The sequence below is a fragment of the Streptococcus massiliensis DSM 18628 genome (genome assembly GCF_000380065.1).
GTDB lineage: Bacteria > Bacillota > Bacilli > Lactobacillales > Streptococcaceae > Streptococcus > Streptococcus massiliensis.
Genome location: NZ_KB904389.1, coordinates 1 through 18,721, shown reverse-complemented (window position 1 = coordinate 18,721; position 18,721 = coordinate 1). Strand labels below are relative to the sequence as shown.

The 18,721-nt window shown below is 42.3% G+C and carries 16 protein-coding genes, 1 rRNA gene and 2 pseudogenes; 3 read left to right on the top strand and 16 right to left on the bottom strand.

Annotated elements, in window-relative coordinates; genetic code table 11:
* The 14 genes and pseudogenes from A3I3_RS0105815 to A3I3_RS0105745 form a co-directional block, all read right to left on the bottom strand.
* A 16S ribosomal RNA gene (locus tag A3I3_RS0105815) occupies positions 1–61 on the bottom strand; the annotation flags it as partial.
* A 232-nt stretch (positions 62–293) separates the two neighbouring features.
* A complete protein-coding gene (glnA, locus tag A3I3_RS0105810) occupies positions 294–1,640 on the bottom strand; it encodes a type I glutamate--ammonia ligase (RefSeq protein WP_018371794.1) in 1,347 nt (448 codons plus the stop codon).
* 30 nt (positions 1,641–1,670) lie between these two features.
* Positions 1,671–2,033 (bottom strand): MerR family transcriptional regulator, encoded by a 363-nt coding sequence (locus tag A3I3_RS0105805; RefSeq protein WP_018371793.1) that lies wholly within the window; start codon positions 2,031–2,033, stop codon positions 1,671–1,673.
* A gap of 73 nt (positions 2,034–2,106) precedes the next feature.
* Positions 2,107–2,637, bottom strand: a complete 531-nt coding sequence (locus A3I3_RS0105800) for an FUSC family protein (RefSeq protein ID WP_018371792.1) — start codon at positions 2,635–2,637, stop codon at positions 2,107–2,109.
* Between the two features lie 118 nt (positions 2,638–2,755).
* Positions 2,756–3,376, bottom strand: coding sequence for a COG3942 and LysM peptidoglycan-binding domain-containing protein (locus A3I3_RS0105795; RefSeq protein ID WP_018371791.1), 621 nt, complete (start codon positions 3,374–3,376; stop codon positions 2,756–2,758).
* Between the two features lie 159 nt (positions 3,377–3,535).
* On the bottom strand, positions 3,536–4,735 hold the full coding sequence (locus tag A3I3_RS0105790; protein ID WP_018371790.1) for a phosphoglycerate kinase: 1,200 nt from the start codon (positions 4,733–4,735) through the stop codon (positions 3,536–3,538).
* A 126-nt stretch (positions 4,736–4,861) separates the two neighbouring features.
* Complete coding sequence (purR, locus tag A3I3_RS0105785; protein WP_026129869.1) at positions 4,862–5,677, bottom strand: pur operon repressor; 816 nt, start codon at positions 5,675–5,677, stop codon at positions 4,862–4,864.
* 134 nt (positions 5,678–5,811) lie between these two features.
* Positions 5,812–6,135 carry a preprotein translocase subunit YajC gene (gene yajC, locus A3I3_RS0105780; protein WP_018371788.1) on the bottom strand — a complete coding sequence of 108 codons (324 nt, stop codon included), beginning with the start codon at positions 6,133–6,135 and terminating at the stop codon, positions 5,812–5,814.
* Positions 6,136–6,237: 102 nt separating this feature from the next.
* The gene (locus tag A3I3_RS0105775; protein WP_018371787.1) at positions 6,238–6,726 is read right to left on the bottom strand and encodes a prolyl-tRNA synthetase associated domain-containing protein; all 489 of its coding nucleotides are present in this window, start codon (positions 6,724–6,726) and stop codon (positions 6,238–6,240) included.
* A gap of 93 nt (positions 6,727–6,819) precedes the next feature.
* A pseudogene (locus A3I3_RS11115) lies at positions 6,820–7,655 on the bottom strand (AraC family transcriptional regulator).
* A 154-nt stretch (positions 7,656–7,809) separates the two neighbouring features.
* On the bottom strand, positions 7,810–8,340 hold the full coding sequence (locus A3I3_RS0105760; RefSeq protein WP_018371784.1) for a hypothetical protein: 531 nt from the start codon (positions 8,338–8,340) through the stop codon (positions 7,810–7,812).
* A gap of 108 nt (positions 8,341–8,448) precedes the next feature.
* On the bottom strand, positions 8,449–10,419 hold the full coding sequence (tkt, locus tag A3I3_RS0105755) for a transketolase (protein ID WP_018371783.1): 1,971 nt from the start codon (positions 10,417–10,419) through the stop codon (positions 8,449–8,451).
* A 186-nt stretch (positions 10,420–10,605) separates the two neighbouring features.
* Positions 10,606–11,462: pseudogene (gene ulaG, locus A3I3_RS10160) on the bottom strand (L-ascorbate 6-phosphate lactonase); the annotation flags it as partial.
* A 71-nt stretch (positions 11,463–11,533) separates the two neighbouring features.
* Complete coding sequence (locus tag A3I3_RS0105745; RefSeq protein WP_018371782.1) at positions 11,534–12,799, bottom strand: glutamate-cysteine ligase family protein; 1,266 nt, start codon at positions 12,797–12,799, stop codon at positions 11,534–11,536.
* A 307-nt stretch (positions 12,800–13,106) separates the two neighbouring features.
* Here A3I3_RS0105745 and A3I3_RS0105740 point away from each other — a divergent pair, with 307 nt between their 5' ends.
* From A3I3_RS0105740 to A3I3_RS0105730, 3 genes are read left to right on the top strand one after another with little or no spacing between them, the layout of a single operon-like run.
* Positions 13,107–13,829, top strand: coding sequence for an ABC transporter ATP-binding protein (locus tag A3I3_RS0105740; RefSeq protein WP_018371781.1), 723 nt, complete (start codon positions 13,107–13,109; stop codon positions 13,827–13,829).
* Positions 13,826–14,983 carry an ABC transporter permease gene (locus tag A3I3_RS0105735; RefSeq protein WP_018371780.1) on the top strand — a complete coding sequence of 386 codons (1,158 nt, stop codon included), beginning with the start codon at positions 13,826–13,828 and terminating at the stop codon, positions 14,981–14,983. Before A3I3_RS0105740 ends, A3I3_RS0105735 begins: the two co-directional genes overlap by 4 nt.
* Before the next feature lie 35 nt (positions 14,984–15,018).
* Positions 15,019–15,645 carry a TetR/AcrR family transcriptional regulator gene (locus tag A3I3_RS0105730; RefSeq protein ID WP_018371779.1) on the top strand — a complete coding sequence of 209 codons (627 nt, stop codon included), beginning with the start codon at positions 15,019–15,021 and terminating at the stop codon, positions 15,643–15,645.
* 49 nt (positions 15,646–15,694) lie between these two features.
* On the opposite strand, the gene polA is transcribed toward A3I3_RS0105730, so the two are convergent.
* Together polA and A3I3_RS0105720 are read right to left on the bottom strand one after the other, a co-directional pair.
* Positions 15,695–18,337 (bottom strand): DNA polymerase I, encoded by a 2,643-nt coding sequence (gene polA, locus A3I3_RS0105725; RefSeq protein WP_018371778.1) that lies wholly within the window; start codon positions 18,335–18,337, stop codon positions 15,695–15,697.
* A gap of 126 nt (positions 18,338–18,463) precedes the next feature.
* A partial coding sequence (locus A3I3_RS0105720) for an ISL3 family transposase (RefSeq protein WP_018371777.1) occupies positions 18,464–18,721 on the bottom strand: 258 nt, incomplete at its 5' end.

Below are 18,721 nucleotides of genomic sequence, written 5' to 3'. Positions count from 1 at the left end.
CTTGCATGTATTAGGCACGCCGCCAGCGTTCATCCTGAGCCAGGATCAAACTCTCATATAATTAGTTTGAGTCTACACTCATTCTGTCCACCGACAGATTTATTGTTTTTCTTTTGTTTGACGAGTCATACCTCTCAGTATAACCCCCCGCACATTGGTTCGTCTTGTTCAGTTTTCAAAGGTCTACTGCTGCCTCAGGGACAACTATATCAGTATATCATCACATAAACAACTTGTCAAGGGGTTCTGATGTTTTTTTTAACATAAAAATAAGCACCCTCAAGGTGCTTATTCTAATATAAATCCAGATAATTATCAATTTCCCATTGAGAAACGAAAGTCGCATAGCTAGCCCACTCAATGCGCTTAGCTTCAACAAAGCTTGTATAGATATGGCTACCCAGCGCAGCCTTAACTACCTCATCTTCCGATAAAGCTTTAACAGCATTGTGAAGAGTTGATGGAAGATCTGTAATTCCTGCAGCACGACGCTCTTCTGCTGTCATAATGTAAATATTTTCTTCGATTGGCTCCGGTGCTTCGATTTTATTTTCCACACCATGCAAACCTACTTCAAGAAGAACTGCCATAGCAATATATGGATTTGCCATTGGATCAACCGAACGCAATTCTAAACGCGTACCCATGCCGCGAGAAGCTGGCACCCGTACGAGCGGTGAGCGATTGCGTCCAGCCCAAGCGATGTAAACAGGCGCTTCATAACCCGGCACCAAACGCTTGTAAGAGTTGACCGTTGGATTGGTAATGGCTGTAAAGTTATAAGCGTGCTTAATCAAGCCACCGAGGAAGTGATAAGCCGTCTCTGACAACTGCATGCCCTTAGGGTCTTCTGGATCAAAGAAGGCATTGTTTCCTTCTTCATCAAAGAGCGACATGTTACAGTGCATCCCAGAACCAGCAATGCCAAATTTCGGCTTGGCCATAAAGGTCGCATAGAGACCGTGCTTGCGGGCAATAGTCTTAACAACCAGCTTAAAGAGCTGAATTTTGTCACAGGCGCGCAAGACTTCGTCGTATTTAAAGTCAATTTCATGCTGACCGACCGCCACTTCGTGGTGACTAGCTTCTACTTCAAAGCCCATTGTTGTTAGGACATTGACAATCTCACGACGAGTGTTGTCAGCCAGATCAGTCGGTGCCAAGTCAAAGTAGCCACCCTTGTCATTTACTTCAAGAGTCGGGTCGCCATTTTCATCCAATTTGAAAAGGAAAAATTCTGGCTCTGGCCCAAGGTTGAATGACTGAAAACCTAGTTCATTCATATGACCGAGCGCCCGTCTTAGATTTCCACGTGGATCTCCTTGGAATGGCTTACCTTCGGTCGTATAAACATCGCAGATAAGTCCAGCCACGCTACCATTCTCATCCCCCCAAGGGAAGACAATCCATGTGTTAAGGTCTGGATACAGGTACATATCAGATTCATTAATCCGGACAAATCCTTCAATAGAAGAGCCATCAAACATGACTTTATTTGCTAAAACTTTATCTAGCTGCTCGTCCGTAGCAGGAATTTCCACATTTTTCATCGTTCCTAGAATGTCTGTAAACATCAAACGAATAAAGGTAACATTTTTTTCCTTAATTTCACGACGAATATCAGCAGCAGTGATTGGCATAGTTTTCTCCTTTATAAAATAAAAAACGACTCATGGTCGTAAGTGACCAAAGTTAGGGGTTGAGCTTGCGAAACGGCTTTGGTTCATCACATCATTGTGAAGAGCTCTGCGAACTTCAGTTTGACTGACTGATCTCACAGGCTTGTTAGCACGCTCCGCATAAATTTTTTTAATGGCTGCAATGTTATGACCTTCGGCGAGATAATCTTTGATCTCTAGCAAACGATCCATGTCATTTAGAGAATACATACGGCGATTGCCTTCATTTCGTTCAGGAAAAATCAAGCCATGATCTTCATAATAACGAATTTGACGCGCAGTCAAATCTGTCAATTTCATAACGCTCCCTATCGGAAAGACTGCCATCGTTCGGCGAAATTCTCTTTCTTTCATCGCAAACCTCCTTTTCCACTATTATAATTCTAAAAAAAGCTCCTGTCAAGGAGCAATGTTATATTTTCTAACATTATTTATTTTTTAAGCGATTCCAAATTCCTTGTAAGCGTTCCAAATCAGAATTTACCAAAATTGCAATGAAAACTCCTACAAATGTTTCAAAGATTCTGGCAAAGACATAAAGGAAGGTCTCCCCTTTGGGAACAGACAAAGTAATGATCAAAAGTGCTGAAACACCACCGATCACGCCCGCCTTGTTGTTCATGGCAACATTGGTCATAATAGTCAGCATCGTTGCAATCGGTACAAAAATTAGAGTTACCCAAAATTGCTCATGAAAGAGAGTATTAAGCAAAAAGAAGAGCAAAGCGAAAAAACCACCGATACTATTGCCCAAAATACGTGAAGAGCCAAAATGTAAGCTCTTATCAAAATCCTCACGTAAGCTAAAAACAGCAGTTAAAGCACCAATTTGAAGCCCTCGCCAACTGAAAAGACCAAAAACCAGCAAAACGAGGAAAACAGCGATACCTGTTTTAAAAGTTCTCATTCCTAAACGAAACTTACTAGTATCAAATTTATATTTTTTGAAAAAATTCATATGATTGGAAAATCCTTTTCCTTGATACCCTTATTTTACCATACTTTTAAAAAGAAAAATGAGAAAAACGTTTTCCAGTAAGTAAAAAAAGACCAAGAAAAACTCGATCTTTCAAACTTTAATTTGGATAGATATAAGTGACTGCCCCGTTGGCATTTGGGTTGAACCACCCGCGGAAATTACCTAAACCACGTGCATCGGGATTTTCACCAGTACCACCGTAGTTTGCTTCTGTAACCTGAATCAAACCTGTCGCTTCATCAACAGCTGTTACATAAGCTACATGCCCATAGGTGCCGCTCGTCCATACAGCGATAGCTCCTACAACAGGATAGTAACCTGTTTGAAAGCCTTGAGAAGCTGCATAAACTCCCCAAGTGTTGGCATTACCCCACCAATTGCTTGCCCAAGGTGCTAATTCTTTGACACTCCAAGTACATTGACCAACTGGGTAAGTATTTTCATTTTGTGAAGAAGCGACTTGATTTGAAGCTGGCTGCTCTTGCCTTGCTGAACCATCTACCTCTAATACATCACCGGGATTAATCGTATCATAGATTGTTTTCCCATTTTTGGCTGCAAAATCATAAACATCCATGCCGTGTGCCACTGCGATAGAATAAAATGAATCACCAGCCTGTACTGTATAACTATCGGCTGAAACAGCCTGCGCTACCATTGTTAAAGCAGCTACCGAAGCCAGACCAAGCGTTGCCTTTGTTACTAATTTCTTTGACATTTAAGAATCTCTCTTCCTCTTCGTAATCAATAACTTCATTGTAGCTAATATCCATGTCAACCTTTTTGAGTTTGTGTTACAGTTTTTCTACAATTAGCAAAAAGAAAGAGAAAACCTAAAATTGGGCACACTAAAAGGTGCCAAAAGGCACCTTTTTTCTTATTTTTCAGTAAGGGCTGCAAGACCAGGAAGGACTTTTCCTTCAAGAAGTTCCATACTTGCGCCACCACCAGTAGAAATCCATGAGAATTTGTCAGCGCGACCAAGGTTGATTGCTGCAGCAGCTGAGTCACCACCACCGATGATTGATTTCACGCCTGGTTGTTTGACAATAGCGTCCATAACACCGATTGTACCCGCTTGGAAGTCAGGGTTTTCAAAGACACCCATAGGACCATTCCAGACAACGGTCTTAGCACCTGTCAATTCTTGGTCAAACTTAGCGATAGACTTAGGACCGATGTCAAGTCCAAGGAAGCCTGGGTCTATTGCTTCGCCTTCGGTATCTTTCACTTCAGTGTAATCTGCAAAAGCGTTGGCTTCTTTAGAGTCAACTGGCAAGACCAGTTTGCCGTTTGATTTTTCAAGCAGAGCTTTCGCCACATCCAATTTGTCTTCTTCAACCAATGAGTTACCGATTTCGATACCTTGTGCTTTGAGGAAAGTGTAAGTCATTCCACCACCGATAAGCACTTTATCCGCTTTTTCAAGCAAGTTTTCAATGACACCAATCTTGTCAGAAACTTTTGATCCACCAAGGATAGCGATAAACGGACGAACTGGGTTTTCAACTGCTTCTTGAATGTAAGCAATTTCGTTTTCCAAGAGGAAACCAGCAACAGCTTTTTCAACATTAGCTGAGATACCTACGTTTGAAGCGTGAGCACGGTGAGCTGTACCAAAGGCATCATTGACAAAGATACCGTCTCCAAGGCTTGCCCAATATTTTCCAAGTTCTGGATCGTTTTTAGATTCTTTCTTGCCGTCCACATCTTCAAAACGAGTGTTTTCCACCAAGAGAACTTGTCCGTCTTTAAGAGCATTGATTGCTGCTTCAAGCTCGGCACCACGAGTTACACCTGGGATGAAGGTTACTTCTTGACCCAATTTTTCTGCCAAGTTTGCAGCAACTGGAGCCAGAGATTTACCTTCTTTATCTGCTTCTTCTTTAACACGGCCAAGGTGAGAGAAGAGCACCGCACGTCCACCTTGTTCAAGAATATACTTGATAGTTGGAAGAGCAGCTGAGATACGGTTGTCATTTGTAATAACGCCGTCTTTCAAAGGAACATTAAAGTCAACACGAACGAGAACTTTCTTCCCTTTCAAGTCAACGTCTTTAACAGTCAGTTTTGCCATGATACAAAAACTCCTTTTTCTATTTTTATACACACCTATTATACCACACTTTTCAAAAGTTTTCTTGATATAAGGAAAATTTTCACAAAATGATTCTCTATTTTATTCCTAAAAATTTATTAACTCCTAAGCATCAAAAATATTTCCAACTTCGACATCAATTTTATTGGCTTTCACATCGATATTTGTCACGCGGAGCAAAGATTTGTATTCCAAATGATCACGTTTTTCTTGCACATTATCTGCAAAAACCGCGACCCCAGCCAACTCTGAATCAAACTCGGTCAAAAGACTAATCATCCCGTTAACTGTACCGCCACCTTTTAAGAAATCATCAACAATCAAAACCCGACTTCCTGCTTTAAGACTGCGCTTTGATAGAAACATCTTTTCAATTCGGTCGCTCGAACCAGAGGCATAATTCACACTGACAGTTGATCCCTCTGTAATCTTCAAGTCCCTGCGCACAATGACAAAAGGAACATTGAGCACATTTGCCACTGCATTGGCAAGCGGTACTCCTTTTGTGGCAACGGTCATGACTGCGTCAATCTTTTGATCTTTAAACGCTTTAGCAATAATCCGACCAATGTTGTTCAAAATAAGAGGATTGCTCAAAAGGTCTGATAAATAGATGTAGCCCCCTGGCAAAATACGATCACTTTCTGAAAGTTGAGTTCGGAGTTCTTCAATGATAGCTTTCCCTTCTCTGTCAGAGATAGATGGTCGAAAAATAACGCCACCGCCAGCTCCTGTGATCGTCTCAATCGTTCCAATCTCAATTTCCTCAAAAGCTCGTTTAATGATCACGATGTCCTCAGAGATAGAAGATTTAGCTGACTCGTACTTTTCTGCAAATGTATTCAGACTAGTCAGTTCATAAGGATGATTAATGAGGTAGTTTGAAATCACTACCATACGTTCGCTTCGTCTTAATTTCATATTTCCACCGTTTATGTTTTTCTTTTATTATATCATACATCGAACAAAAAACGAACTTTCTTCTACTTTTTTATACTTTTTTCTCGGTTTTTACGATCAAAAAAATTCGAATCAAACTAGATTCGAATGAAGTTTTATTCTTCAATAGCAGAAGCGCCTTCAACAACATCGTTGTTTTCAATGACTTCTGTGTTTGCTTCACTTGTTGGCAAAACCGTTTTAATGGCTCCAAGTTCAAAGGTCAGATAGACACCATCTACATCCAAAACAACACGTTTATTGTCCACATCCACCTCATCAATCGTTCCATAAAGACCACCGATTGTGATTACTTCATTGCCCTTGCTAAGACGGCTAAGGCTTTCCATACGTTTTTCTTGCTGTTTCTTTTGAGAACGAGACATCCAGAACATGAGTCCCCCCATAGCAACAATCATAATCAAAAATGAATAGTTCATTTGTAACTCCTTTGAATTTCAATCTAGTTACTACTATAACAGATTTTCAGGAGATTGACAAGGTAGCACTCCCAATCGTCCAAAAATCAGCCGCAAGTCTGATTAGCAGTTGAGTCGCTGGGGTTCATGCTCTGCCCATTTCAAAAAACGCAGCAAATCAGGATAGGCGATATTGAGGGTCGTCGTGTTGACAAAGGGATGAAAGCCGACCTTGGCGTCCACGTCCACGCTCTCATCGATAATGACCTGCACTTTCTTTTCCTTGTCAAAAACCAAGCCGAAAGGCGTGACCGAGCCCGCTTCCACCTGCATGAGCTCTGTTAGATTCTCATCGCTAGCAAAAGACAGACGCTTCTCGCCCAGAACTTCTGCCAAGTGCTTAATGTCCGCAATCTTTTCATCAGGCAAAATAACCAAATAGAACTGCCGCCCTTTCTTGTTTTTCAAAAGCAGATTTTTAACTTGACAGCCCGGCAGGACAATCCCTTTCTCCGCCGCCTCAATGACCGAGTAAATCGGCTCATGGTCTAGGCGATCATAGGCAATCCCCAACTCATCTAACTTGGCATAAATCCATTCCTCGTTGGTCATAATGCACCTCGCTTGTTTTGTTAGCTTTATTATAACATCTTATGCCCCAAAAACGAAACTTCCGCCAAAACAATAATTAGCGGAAGTTTTTACTTAGGCTTTGACAACCGGAACCCAGAGCTCCATGCGGTAATCTAGGCTGCTCATATCTCCTTCTGCATAGACTTCAAAATCTGGCGCGCCTGAGTGCATGAGATGATTTTGTGGAAAAAATTCTTCCATTAGGTATTTCCAGCCTGCATGGATACAAGCAGGAATTGATTCTTTTAACTCTACTACTGCATAATCAGCCTCTGCTATCTCCAAAATCGTGAGCCCCATTTCTTGAGCTAACCTTCTATTTTCCACATCGTAAGCCGCCATGTAGTTGATAGCGTCCACATTGTCAATATCAGGACACACCCCAAAAGACTGTCCATTCCCTAATTCCACTAGGTCGTCATGGTTCTGCTTTTGATAAAGCTCTTCCCAGACACTCGGACATTTTGAATTTGGAATGCTTTCTTTATCAACACCCGCAACAGAAAAGGCTGCTTTTCTTTGAATGGTAATATTCATGTCGCTCCCTCCTTGGACACGTAGCCGTAATTTTAGTTTAGAAAAGGTACGAATGGCTGACCTTTTCTCACTTCTGAAGGTGTGAAAACATGAAATGACTTGAAAGCTGCCGTAAAAGAATCAGGCGAATCATAGCCGTACTTAAGCGCCAAGTCAAGCACCTTTATCCTTGAGGAACGAAGTTCCAGACCAGCCTCTGTCATTCTACGATAACGGAGATACTCAGAGAGCGTTATCCCTGTAAAGATCGAAAAAATGCGGCTGAACATAGCATAAGAATAACCGGATAGTTGCGCAACTTTCTTCTCATCTATGTCACCTGTCAACTGACTTTCCAGATAATCAATGGTCTGATTAAAGCTTTCTATCATATTCATAGCCTTCCTCCTTCATCTACTAGTATAGCCTTATCCAAAAACATTTTCCCTATTTTTCTAAGACAAATTTTATGGGATTTTTCTTATAATCTCATATTTCTGAGAAAAACTGATAAAAGAACCCCGTCAAATGAGGTTCTTACTAATTTTATGATTTTTGCGCTGCATCTAGTTGCTTTTGAGCATATTGCATAGTTGCTTTCAAGGTTTCAATAATCCCTTGTCGGTTCCCTTCTGAAATTTCTACTTCATCACCGCCCAGTTGAGCAATACCTGCATCATAGTCTTTCTGAGCCTGTTCCATCTGTGATTTCAAAGTTTCTGTCGCTTTTTGATAGGTATCTTTGCCTTGTTCCGGAACAGATTTACCTTGTTCCTCAGCACGTTGCAAAAGATTTTGAATCAGATTGGCATAGAGCTTTTTGAAATCCCCAACTGTTTTTGCTGCCTTCATTTCTTCATCTGTCAGAAATGCGGCCGAACCGGTATTATTTGTACTAGAACTCGTATTAGTTGATGATTCTGTTTTTGAAGAAGAATTAGAAGTTGAAGATTTCTCAGTCATTGATGACTTTTCAGTTGAAGTTGATTGGCTTTCTTCTTGCTTATTATTAGAGCAAGCTGCAAGCGCTACAACTGCTAATAAAGCTACAATAGGCATTAAAAATCTTTTTTTCATTCTGTGTCCTCCAATATTAGAAAAGATAAAATTAGTATAACAATACTTTGTTTATTAAATGTTTTTAAAATTGCTTTAACAATTTACTGTTTTAAATATATAATGTTCTTATAAGCTTTTGACAGTCTTTACAACATTTTCTACAGTAAAGCCGTACTCTGCCATGACCTTAGCGGCTGGAGCTGAAGCACCGAAAGTATCGATACCAAGAACGGCTCCGTCCAGTCCAACATATTTGTACCAGCTTTGAGTCGCGCCCATTTCGATAGCTAGGCGGCGACGGATTGCATTTGGCAAGATTGCTTCCTTGTAAGCGGCGTCTTGCGCATCAAAGAGCTCTGTTGACGGTACAGAAACCACGCGCACCTTGATGCCTTGCCCTGCTAATTCCTTAGCCGCAGCAACTGCCAAATTGACCTCAGAACCTGACGCTAAAAGAATGGTATCAAAGCCTGCTTCTTCATAAACCACATAAGCACCCTTGGCAACCTTTTCAAAGTCTGTTCCTTCTTCAACCGTCAAGTTTTGACGAGTGAGAACGAGGGCTGACGGTGTTGTTTTGCTAGTCAAAGCCAGATACCAAGCAGCCTGTGTTTCCCGCGCATCTGCTGGGCGGAAGACATTGAGATTTGGCATGGCGCGAAGCCCTGCCAAGTGCTCAATCGGCTCGTGAGTTGGGCCGTCTTCTCCAACGGCGATAGAGTCGTGGGTAAAGACATAGGTCACAGGAAGTCCTTGCAGAGCTGACAGGCGCACGGCTGCCTTGACATAGTCTGAGAAGACAAAGAAGGTTCCACCGTAGACACGCAGTCCACCGTGCAGTGCCATACCATTGAGAATAGTCCCCATAGCAAACTCACGCACACCAAACTGAATATTACGGTTGAGGCGGTGGCTATCGTCTTGCAAACCGTCTTCCTTGATATAGGTCATATTTGAGTGAGCAAGGTCGGCAGAGCCCCCGAGGAAGGTTGGCAAGACTTTAGCTGCGGCATTGAGCGCATCTTGGCTAGAGTTACGAGTGGCTTGAGAAAAGCCATTTTCGAGAACTGGGAAGTCTTCTGGCTTGAGCTCGACTGGGTCGCGTCCTTCAATGATAGCAGACACTTCTGCCGCTAATTCTGGATGAGCAGCCTTGTAGTCTTCAACCAACTTAACCCAAGCATCGTAAGCTGCTGCTCCGCGGTCAGCCACATTTTCCTTGAAGTCCGCATAAACTTCTGCCGGAACTTCAAATGGGGCGTAGTCCCAATTTAGAGCCTTGCGCGTTGCTGCTGTTTCTTCTGGACCAAGCGGCGCACCATGTACTGCATTGGTTCCTTGCTTGTTTGGTGAGCCGTAACCGATAACGGTTTTCACTTCGATGAGGGCAGGCTTACCAGACGCTTTTGCTTCTTCGATAGCGGCGTTAATAGCAGCAAGGTCCGTCCCGTCTTCAACCAAGGAAGTGTGCCAGCCGTAAGCATTGTAGCGAGCACGCACATCTTCGGTAAAGGAATCTTTGGTTTCACCGTCTAAGTTGATGTCGTTTGAATCATAAAGGACAATGAGTTTATCCAATTTTTGCAAACCAGCGTAAGAAGCCGCTTCAGCAGACACCCCTTCCATAAGGTCGCCGTCACCACAGATAACATAAGTATAATGGTCGAAAATATTATAGCCTTCGCGGTTATACTTAGCCGCTAAGAAACGCTCTGCTTGAGCAAAACCAGTCGCAGTTGAAATCCCTTGACCGAGCGGTCCAGTTGTTGCATCCACACCCGCAGTGTGTCCAAATTCTGGGTGACCTGGTGTTTTAGAGCCCCATTGGCGGAAGTTTTTGACTTCGTCTAGGGACACATCCGCAAAGCCTGACAAATGAAGCAAAGCATAGAGCAACATAGAGCCATGTCCAGCCGACAAGACAAAACGGTCGCGGTTGATCCAGTTTGGCACTGCTGGATTGATGCGCATTTGTTTGGTAAAGAGGTCGTAAGCCATTGGCGCTGCGCCCATGACGACACCTGGGTGACCTGATTTTGATTTTTCAATGGCATCAATTCCTAAAAAGCGAATGGCATTGACAGATAAATTTGACATAGAATTTCCTTTCACATTGGCAACGAAGCAAGCGCTTCGCGCATTTTCTACTTGTTTCTATTATATGAAAATTATCCGCATATCGCAACATACGGATAATACTATTTATGTGTTTTATATCTACTGAAAATCTATTTGGACTAACAAGGCAAAGAAACCTAAGCCAGTCCAAATCCTCTCAAATGATTAGAGCAAAGCCTTGAATTGGATATTTGAATCGTGCTCGAAGCAGTCGTCAAATCCACGTGGGTGGTGGTATTCAATTCTGTCCTTATCTTGCGGGTAGGTATACTTGCCACCAACTTCCCAGATGAATGGGTGGAATTGATATTGCAGGCGTTCCTTACGCATTTTCCAAAGGGCAAGAATTTCGTCGGTTGAAGCCATAAAGTTAGACCAAATATCGTAGTGAACTGGGATGATAACTTTGGCACGCAGATTTTCAGCCATACGAAGCAAATCGATAGAGGTCATCTTGTCTTGGATACCGATTGGGTTGTCACCGTAGTTGTTAATGGCAACATCAATATCAAAGTCTTTTCCGTGTTTTGCAAAGTAGTTTGAGAAGTGAGAGTCAGCCCCATGATAAATCGTTCCACCTGGAGTTTCAAAGATATAGTTGACAGCCTTACGAGCCATTTCTTCATCCGTTACTGGCAGGCCAGCTAATTCCCCCCCATGTTCTTCAGCACCTTCGACTGGCAAAGTAACTAAACAAGTACGGTCAAATGATTCGACTGCATGAATTTTTATATCCTTAAACTCAAAGGTATCCCCTGGCTTCACAATGATCATGCGCTCTTCTGGCACACCCCATTTTTCCAGATTTCGCCACATTCGTAAGGTCCGACAAATTTCACGTGGTTGAGTTTTGGATTGTTGACAATCGCTGCCGCTGTATTGATGTCAATGTGGTCACTGTGGAAGTGAGAAACCAAGTAGTAGTCCAGTTCATTGATAGCAAATGGATCAATGACCATTGGCTGCACGCGCAAATTTGGTTGGAGTTTCCGCACACCAGCCATTTTAGCCATCAAGATGCCCCCTTAAAACTTAAAAATCCCCACAAGATATTCTTGCGAGGTACTACTAAATAATGTTTAATATAGTTGGTTCAATGTAGTTGTATTTTTGAAAGATAAAGCTCTTCCCCAAAGCCACGCGTCAAAAGACCATTTTTGGCGATTTTTAACAAATCTTTACTGAAACTTTGGATTGAAGATTTTTCTTCGGCTGTCAGCTCTTTTTTAGAAAATTGACGTCGTAAAGCTTTATAGTTGCGACCCCATTTAGTAAAAAATGGCGCTGTTGCTAGATAGTGTTCCAAAGTCTCTAGCTCTACCAAAAGCCCCAAATGAAAGGCAGCCGGTGCAAAAGTCCGATCCAACGGTTGGGCACAGACACTGCGAAATTCTACTGTTCCTCGCTTGGTCAAACTCTGGAATTGATAGCTACGGTGGCTCTCTATATCACTTTCTAAGGGCTGAAGAATGGTCTTATCGCCATGAAGGTCAACAGCCTCAAATTTCGCTTTGGAAAAGTAATCGACTACCGATACCGGCGGAAAATAATAGTCCCTTCCTTGACGCTGGACAGTAAACATGGCAGACTGACTCAGGTAGTCAAAAAAATCTTCTTCTGTTGCAAAATCAACAGCATTGACCCCCACATTTTCAGTCAAAAGACCGTGCATGGATGCTTCCCAAAATATATCTCGGCTGATCCTTGTATCCCAGTCAGTCCCATCAAAAGTAGAATTCGCAAATAGATAAGCTTTGGCTGCTTCAATCTGATTGAAAGCATTGATGACCTGATAAAAATTACTGCGTGACACGTCTAACTGGACCTGACTACCACAGATAAAAGCGCCGTACTGGGGAAATGAATGTAGTTGAGAGTAATTCTTACCCAAAGCCAAATAGTCCATCAACATCTGATAGCGAGGTGATTTTACAGGTTGATTGTCATTTGTCGCCCATTGCGGATTAAGTCCTTGTCCGACGATCAAATGCCCTCGTTCACATAAAAAATCCTGAATAACAGACAAGTAGGTTTCAAAGCGTTTTTCTACCTCTAACAAAGTCTTGACCGGACCAAAGGCAAATTCTAGGGTTGTGTAAGACACTTCAAAAAGGATCCGATCTTGACTTTCCTCCTTGACCAACTGGATTGGATTTCCATCCAAGTCATACTTTTCCACATCAAAGTCTAAAGTTGTCACGAGATGGTGCAAAAGAGCCTTGGAAACAGCCAAATCAACCGCTTCCCTTTTCGTATTAACAATCGGCAACTCCAGCTCAATCCCAATCAAAAGCTCAGGATTTTCTTTTAAATGACTCAGATAATGCTCTTTCAGCAAAATAATAGCAGATTTTGACATTCTTTTTCCCCATCAAAAATTTTTATCATTATACCATAAATAAGACAGTAACCCTAGTAATAAGATTCCTATCCATTTAAATTATTGACAAGGCTATTTACGAGTGCTAAAATATACTTTATAAGAAGGTGAGCGATTAGTCACTCACTATATTTAAAACGAATGATTTCAGAAAAATGTTATTAAAAAGCTGTTTAATCTCCAAACAATGATTTGTTCTATTATCCAATAGATAAAAAGGCTTGGGATGACACCTTATCAACCATATCATTTTCTTGAAATTCTAAATTCCACTAAAGGAGTAATGATGAAACTATTACTACATTTGCAAGGCTTAAAAAAGTCTTTTGGCAATCAAGTTGTGCTCAGCAATGTCAGTTTTGACCTGCAAGCTGCTACCATTGTTGGCTTAATTGGGCCATCTGGCGCCGGAAAATCTACCATGATCAAGACCATGCTAGGCATGGAAAAGGCTGATAGTGGAGAGGCTCTCGTTTTAGGTTCACATATGCCAGACCGACATATTCTCGGCGATATTGGTTATATGGCTCAATCTGATGCACTTTATGAGAGTTTATCTGCTCGCGAGAATCTAGAATTTTTCGGACAAATGAAAGGGATCAAAAAACGAGATTTATTGTCAGCTATGCAGCATGTGGCAGAAGTGGTAGATTTAACTCCTGACTTGGAAAAGAAAGTTCGTTCGTTTTCTGGCGGTATGAAGCGGCGCTTATCACTTGCAATTGCACTCTTGGGCAAGCCAGAACTCTTGATTTTGGATGAACCAACAGTAGGGATTGACCCTGCACTGCGCCGACAAATTTGGACCGAATTAACTAAACTTCGTGATGAAGGGGTGGGAATTCTAGTTACGACCCACGTCATGGACGAAGCTGAATTAACCGACAAGGTCGGACTTCTTCTTCAAGGACAAATTATCGCCTTCGATACACCAACTGCACTCAAAGAACAGTATCAAGTCCCAACCATTGAAGATGTATTTTTAAAAGCTGAGGAGAATATATCATGAGAACTTTTGCTATTGTTAAAAAAGTTTTGCGGGAACTCTTCCGCGACAAACGTACTCTTGCCATGATGTTTATCGCGCCGATCTTTATCATGTGGCTACTCAATGTCATGTTTTCAGCTAGTACAACGACTGAAGTTAAACTTGCTACTATTCATTTGGATAAACAGCTTGTTCAAAAATTAGAAGATATAGATCATGTCACACTTAAATCCTATACTAGTGTTACTGAAGCAAAGCGTAACCTTAAAGAAGAAAAAGTAGACGGTATTATCAAAGAAAACAACGATAAACAGTATGAAATTACTTATGCCAATTATGATTCCTCAAAAACCATAGCAACACGCCAAGTCTTTAGTACGGCTTTAACCCAAATGTCCACCGAAAAACTAAAGGATACGGTTGTTAAATTGACCGAAAGTCTTGCTCAAGCCAAGGAACAACTAGCCAAAGCCACTGCCACGAGTGGACAAACAGTGAGCCAAGCAGCACAGAGTTCTGAACAGCTCCGTACAGCAAGCATTCAACAACACTATATTTATGGAAATAAAGACACTGGTTTCTTTAATAAGATGATCCCTATTCTCATGGGTTTTATTGTCTTCTTCTTTGTTTTTCTGATCTCTGGTATAGCACTGCTCAAAGAGCGTACAAGCGGTACTCTCGATCGTTTACTTGCCACCCCTGTTAAACGTAGTGAGATTGTTCTTGGTTACATGATTAGCTATGGAATTATTGCTATTCTTCAAACTACTGTCATTGTCTTTGCTACCATTTACCTTCTGGATATTGAAGTAGTCGGTAGCATAATAGATGTGATGATTGTCAATTTTTTATTGGCACTCGTGGCTCTATCTTTTGGTTTCTTTTTATCAACCTTGGCAAAATCCGAATTCCAAATGATGCAGTTTATCCCTATCGTAGTCATGCCACAAATGATGTTTTCAGGTATTATCCCACTGGAAAATATGGCTTCTTGGGTTCAGGTGGTGGGTAAATTCCTGCCTCTTTCTTACTCTGGGCAAGCTATGACTGACATCATTATCCATGGGCAAGGATTAGAAAAAATTCTCCCTCAGTTGGGTGTGTTAACACTCTTTACTTTAGTTCTAACCGTTCTCAATATTGAGGGACTGCGTCGCTACCGCAAGGTTTAATTTTTAAGTAATCTGACATACGAAGGAGAGATTTTATGTTAACCAATATCCTTTCAGACTTTCATACTATCCTTGAGGAAACAGGAATGCCAAAAGGCAAGAAAAAGGTTCTATTATCTGCTATTAAACTCTTTGCCCGTCAAGGATATGCTGGCACATCAACTGCTCAAATCGCAGGAGAAGCTGCTGTTAGCCAAGCGACAATTTTTAAATATTTTAAAACCAAAGAGGATTTACTTTTAGAAATCCTATCTGTTATTACCCCTATATTAAGGGATGATTTCACAGAACGACTTGCTACGTTTTCCAATCTAGAAGATTTTGTACACTTTATTGTAGTGGATCGTTCTGCTCTGATTAAGGCTAATAAAGAGCTGTTCCAAATTCTTCTACAGGAAGTGCTGATTCAGCCACGAATCCAAGATCGGGCCAAAACTATTTTTACTACTCTTACTGCAAGTGTCACTGGTAATTTGCGAAGAATCGGTGAACAAAATGCTAATTTTGATTCTGAACTACCCGATTCTTTACTTATTCGTGCTTTTGTTGGTCAACTTGCTCCTTATTTTATTCAGCATTTTATTCTTGGGTGTCCGATTCGTAATGAAAAAGAGGAGCTAGCTTTGATTGAAAAACAGATTTTAAAACTATTATGTAAATAAAAGGTTGGAATTTCCGTTCCAGCCTCTTATATATTTATTCTACTTTATCCTACTTGGCTTCGTACCAAGTCTTGCCTGCATTCTCATCGGCTTCTAACGGAACAGCTAGCTCAATCGCTTCTTCCATGACTTGCTTAACCAGAGCACGAACGGCTTCTAGCTCCTTATTTGGCACTTCCAGAACAATCTCATCGTGCACCTGCAAGAGCATGCGCGTCTGAAAAGTTCCTTTTTCCAAAGCCTTGTCCAGACGAATCATAGCAATTTTGAGAATGTCCGCTGCACTACCTTGGATAGGCGAATTGATTGCTGTCCGCTCAGCAAAGCCCCGCACGTTAAAATTGCGTGAATTGATGTCAGGAATTTCCCGCCGACGGTGAAAGAGCGTTTCAACATAGCCCTTGTCGCGCGCCTCGCGCACCACATTTTCCATGTAATGTTTGATGCCCGGATAGCGCTCAAAATAGGTGTCAATGTAAGACTTGGCTTCCTTACGGCTGATACCTAGGTTATTGGACAAACCAAAATCTGAAATACCGTAGACCACTCCAAAATTGACAGCCTTGGCATTGCGGCGGTCGTTAGGCGTCACGTCTTCTGGCTTTTCGATACCAAAGACCCGCATAGCCGTTGAGGTATGAATGTCTGCGCCATGCTTAAAAGCATCAATCAAGTGCTGGTCACCAGAAATATGCGCCAAAACCCGCAGCTCGATTTGAGAATAGTCCGAACTAAGGAGCACGCTATCCTGCCACTCAGGCACAAAAGCCTTGCGAATCAGTCGCCCCTGCTCCAAGCGCACGGGGATATTTTGCAGATTAGGGTCGACACTGGACAGGCGACCGGTCTGGGTCAAGTCTTGCACATAGCGGGTGTGGATTTTCCCGTCTGGCAAAATAGACTCCTGCAAACCAATGACATAGGTCGACTGGATTTTGGCAATCTGGCGATAGTCCAAGATTTTCGCGACAATCGGTGCAATCGGCGCAAGCTTTTCTAAGACATCGACTGCTGTGGAATAACCGGTCTTGGTTTTCTTGGTCAGAGCAGTTGGCAAGCCCAGCTTGTCAAACAAAATCGTCCCCAGCTGCTTGGGTGAATTGATATTAAACTCTTCGCCAGCCAGCTCGTAGATTTCCTTGGTGAGCTGCTCCAGTAGCACCTCATTTTGTGCCTGCATATCCTGCAGGGTCTCACGCTCTACCTTGATACCAGCAATTTCCATTTTGGCAAGGACATAAGCCAAAGGCTGCTCCATATCTAGCAACAAGTCCAGTTGGTCGTGCTCCATTAAGCGTTCGATCATAGGCTGCTCAGTCTCAACCAGCACCGCTACTTTTCTAGCCAAATGCTCCAAAAGAACTTCTTTTTCTGGCAGAGCACGCTTAGCCCCCTTGCCATATACCGCCTCGTCCTGCGGCAAGTTCGTGCGGCCGTAAAGACTAGCAATCGTTGCGATTTCGTTGTTTTCCACAGTGGACAAAAGATACTTTGCCAAGCGGCTGTCAAAGCGAGCAGGCGGCAAAGTGATGCCCCAGCGATTGAGTAGCACCTTGACCCGCTTGAAATCATAAACCTTGAGCGCTGTTCTCTCCAAAAACTCTTTAAACAAAGGCTGCTCTAGCAACTCAACCTTTTGGCTGACATAGATCTTTTCAGCATTGCCCCAAGCAAAGCCGACCAAATCCTCGGTGTGATAATTGTCACCCAAAATCTCGAAGTGAAAAAAGCTATCCTCTGTGAGCATGTCTGGGCTAAGCTCTTCCACTTCAGTATAAGTAACATTGGCAGAAGTTTTTTCTGAAATAGATGACATATCTAAATTTTGTCTAAGTTGTTTGAAACCCATCTCGTCATAAAACCTAGCCAACCCTTTTAACTGAGGCCCTTGATAGAGAAGATCATCCAAGCCTAACTCAATCGGTGCTTGAGTATCAATAATTGTGAGCTTTTTAGCTAGAAAGGCTTTCTCCTTGTCATTGACCAGATTTTCCTTCATCTTGGACGCCTTCATCTGGTCAATATTGTCATAAATTCCTTCCAGCGAGCCATATTCTAGCAGTAGCTTGAGCCCGGTCTTTTCCCCGATTTTGGTAACGCCGGGGATATTGTCCGACTTGTCTCCCATGAGTGCCTTGAGGTCAATGAACTGGCTAGGGCTAATCCCCATTTTTTCCTTGAGATAGGCTGGGGTAAATTCTTCAAACTCGGCGACGCCCTTTTTGGAAATTTCGACCACGGTATTAGCATCCGTCAGCTGAATCAAGTCCTTATCGCCGCTAACAATGGTCACGTCGTAATCGTCTTGCTCTGCCATTTTATCCAAAGTCCCGATAATGTCGTCCGCCTCATACTGCACCAAATCGTAATAGCGAATGCCCAGCATGTCCAGCATCTGGCGAATGAAAGGGAGCTGCTCGCGAAACTCATCTGGCGTCTTAGCCCGACCGCCCTTGTAGTCCGCGTAGAGATCGGTGCGGAAAGTCGTTTTGCCCGCATCAAAAGCCACTAGGATATGGCTGGGGTTGATGCGCTCCAAGAGATGATTGAGCATGAGATGAAAGCCATAAATAGCGTTGGTGTGGAGCCCTGACGGACTTTTAAAACGATCGATTTGATTATAAAGCGCGAAAAAAGCGCGAAAAGCAACGGACGAACCGTCAATTAATAATAATTTTTTCTTTTTTTCCATGCTTTTATTATAACACGAAAAAGGGTTGACAAAGTCAAATAAACAACAGCAAAAAAAGCCCGTCGGTTTTGACGAGCCTTATAGGGAGATTATGGCTCTTTGTCAACTGTAGTGGGTTGATGTCAGCTAAGATCTGGAGAGAACCGAATTGGTTCTCTCCTTTTTGATATTTAAAGCGATGAGAATTCTAGTTTTAAAGTTGTCAAAGTTCCGAAAGCCGAAAGCGTTGCGCTTGATAACCTTGATAAGGTTGTTAGTGGCCTCTAGCTTAGCATTTGAGTAGGGAAGTTCCAAAGCATTGATAATCTTGTCCCTCTCTTTCAAAAAAGTCTTAAAAACAGTCTGAAAGATAGGGTTTACAGAAGAAATTGTATCTTCGATGAG